4 protein-coding genes are annotated in these 2625 nt (G+C 68.2%); 2 read left to right on the forward strand and 2 right to left on the reverse strand.

Going from position 1 to position 2625, the window contains the following annotated elements; all coding sequences use genetic code 11:
* The coding region (locus ACE3S9_RS18190) for a DUF3422 family protein (protein WP_374547888.1) at window positions 1-509 on the reverse strand (509 nt) is incomplete at its 3' end.
* Window positions 510-706: 197 nt separating this feature from the next.
* Between ACE3S9_RS18190 and ACE3S9_RS18195 the strand changes: the two genes are divergently transcribed.
* Window positions 707-1552 carry an SHOCT domain-containing protein gene (locus tag ACE3S9_RS18195; RefSeq protein WP_374547889.1) on the forward strand — a complete coding sequence of 282 codons (846 nt, stop codon included), beginning with the start codon at window positions 707-709 and terminating at the stop codon, window positions 1550-1552.
* A 6-nt stretch (window positions 1553-1558) separates the two neighbouring features.
* On the opposite strand, the gene ACE3S9_RS18200 is transcribed toward ACE3S9_RS18195, so the two are convergent.
* A complete protein-coding gene (locus tag ACE3S9_RS18200) occupies window positions 1559-2023 on the reverse strand; it encodes a nucleoside deaminase (RefSeq protein ID WP_374547890.1) in 465 nt (154 codons plus the stop codon).
* A 100-nt stretch (window positions 2024-2123) separates the two neighbouring features.
* Here ACE3S9_RS18200 and ACE3S9_RS18205 point away from each other — a divergent pair, with 100 nt between their 5' ends.
* Complete coding sequence (locus ACE3S9_RS18205) at window positions 2124-2549, forward strand: DUF2267 domain-containing protein (RefSeq protein WP_374547891.1); 426 nt, start codon at window positions 2124-2126, stop codon at window positions 2547-2549.
* Window positions 2550-2625: the final 76 nt, after the last annotated feature.

Here is a 2625-nt window from a genome sequence, read left to right on the forward strand (position 1 = left end):
GTCGCGATCAGGGCGCGGCCGGCGTTGGCCTCGCAGACGGCCATTTGCAGCGGGCCGAAAATGGCGCCGAGCGAGGCGGCGTCGCAGTCGCCGGCCAGCATGTGAAGGTCGGCGGCGACCAGCAGCGGCCCGGGCTGGGGCAGCAGCCGCACCTTCTGCATCAGCGCGGCGGGCGAGGGCGCAAAAGGCGTTTCGGCCTCGACCTCGGCGAATTCCCAGCTATGGGTGATGAATTCGCCGTGCCGCTCCCAGACGAGGCTCGCGCCCTGCATTTCGATGCGGAATTGCCGGGTCTGCGGATCGGGGCCGGGCAGGCCGCGCTCGACGCAGGCCTTCGTCAGGGCGACGCGGTCGGCGTCGGCCTTGGCGGCGTCGGCGAGAAAGGCGAAATGCAGGATGCGCGCGGGCGAATCGAGCGGCCGGGTCGGCCGGGCGTGCAATTCGCCCAGGATTCGCGCCCGCAGCGGATGCTGTTCGAAAGCCGCGGCGCCCAGTGCCCTGTCCGTCATGATCCCCCCGGGAAACGCTCGCCCGTCTGGGGCGCCGGCGATGGTCCGCCGCTCCCCGTTTTATCCGGCGCGGCCGGGCGCGCAAGGAGATTGCGGGCGCTCGCCAAAATTTAAGTGAAACCTGTCATCGACGCGCGTCCGGTGCTAGGGTCCGGCGTCGCTCCCGCTTTCCGGGCGCGACAGATGGAGTCGCCGAAATGCTGGAGCTCACCCCCGAAGGACGCCAGGCCGTCCAGAATTTGGCCAATGCCTATGGCGTGAGCACGGAGGCCGTCCAGGTTCTGTTGCAGGCGGTCGCCGCCGGCGGCGGAACGCAGGCGCAGTTCAGTCATCCCGATCTCGGCGGCATGGGCCAATGGTCGCAGGGCGGCATGATCATGATCGGAGACATGTTCAACCAGGGCCTGAAATATAGAGTCAGCCAGCTTTGCGACGAGATTTCGGGCCTGCTGCGCAATCAGGCTGTGTTCGCGCCGCCCCCGGCGCAATCGCAATCGCAATATCAGGGCGGCGGCTCCGGCGTGAGCTTCTTCGTGCAGGGCTCGGGCTTCGGCAATTGGTGGCCGGCGGATCTGGGCTCGCCGTCCTCCAGCGGGGCGCAGAATGATTTGCGCTACGCGTGGTTTCCGTCCACGCGGCGGCTGGCGATCCAGCAAGGCGGCGTGACGCGAGTCTATGACACCGGCGATCACAACATCGGCGGCGTCTCCCAGCAACAAAGCGGCGACCAGTCGCTGACCTTCACCAGCCAATATGGCCTGGTGCGCGTGTCCGACTTGCCGCTGATCTCGCCCGCGCCGCAAGCGCCCGCGGCCGCCCAAGCCCCTGTGGCCGCCCCCGCGCCAGCGCCGCAAGCCTTCGCTCCCGCGCCTGCTCCCGCTCCCGAACCCGCCCCGGCGCCCTATCCGGCGGCGGCGCCGAGCGCGCCGGCCGAGCAGGATATTTTCGGAGCGATCGAGAAGCTGGCGGGGCTGAAGGAAAAGGGCATCCTGTCGGAACAGGAATTTTCCGCGAAGAAGGCGGAATTGTTGTCGCGGCTCTGAACCGCTTCAGCGTCGCGCCTTGAAAAAATCGCGCAACATTTCGGCGGCTTCGCTGGCGCGGATGCCGCCGTAAATTTCCGGGCGGTGGTGGCAGGTCGGCTGGCTGAAGAAGCGCGGCCCGTTCTCCACCGCGCCGCCTTTTTCGTCACCCGCCGCGAAATAGAGCCGCCGGATGCGGGCGAAGGAAATGGCGCCCGCGCACATGGCGCAGGGCTCCAGCGTCACATAGAGGTCGCAGCCGATCAGGCGCTCATCGCCCAGCCGTCGCGCGGCGTCGCGGATCGCCAGCATTTCGGCATGGGCGGTCGGATCGCGATCTTCGATGGTCCGATTGCCGGCGCTGGCGAGAATTTCGCCGTCCCTGACCAGGCAGGCGCCAATCGGCGCCTCGCCGCGCGCGGCGGCCGCCCGCGCCTCGGCGAAGGCGCGCTCCCACGGTCCGCTCGCTTCCGGATTGTCGGTTTGCGCCATCAATGCCGCCTTGACCACGATGGGCCTTGAGACCAGATTTCGCGCGCGGGCGCAAATCCTTCCTGCACGCCCGCCGCGCTTGCGCGCCGAGGCCGCCGCCATGCCCATGCCGCTCGACTATCAGCACGCCTCGGAGGATTTCGAGCGATTTCTGCGGGACGTGATCGGCCGAACCGGGCTGACGACGCGCAACCAGGCCTTCACCACGGTTCAAGGCGTTCTGCTGGCCTTTCGCCGGCGGCTGGACCTGCGCGACGCCATCCGCTTCGCCGGCTGTCTGCCGCCGGTGCTGCGCGCCATTTTCGTCGCAGATTGGGAAACGGACGCGCCGAAGCCCGAATTTGGCGCGCGCGAGCAATGGATTCGGGAGGTCAAGGCCTTGCGCGGGGATCACAATTTTTCGCCGGACTGCGCGATAGCGGATGTCGCCGCCGCCCTGCGGGCGCAAATCGGCGACGCCGCGCCGGATCAGGCTTTGGCGACGGCGCCGCCGGCCGCGCGCGCCTTCTGGCGGATCGGGGACTGATTTCCCGCCGCAAAAACATTCGCAAAAACCCGCGCCTCTGCTATCAGACCGACATGAGCAAAGACACGCCCGACAA

Origin of the sequence: Rhodoblastus sp. (genome assembly GCF_041915505.1) — a bacterium.
Lineage (GTDB): Bacteria > Pseudomonadota > Alphaproteobacteria > Rhizobiales > Beijerinckiaceae > Rhodoblastus.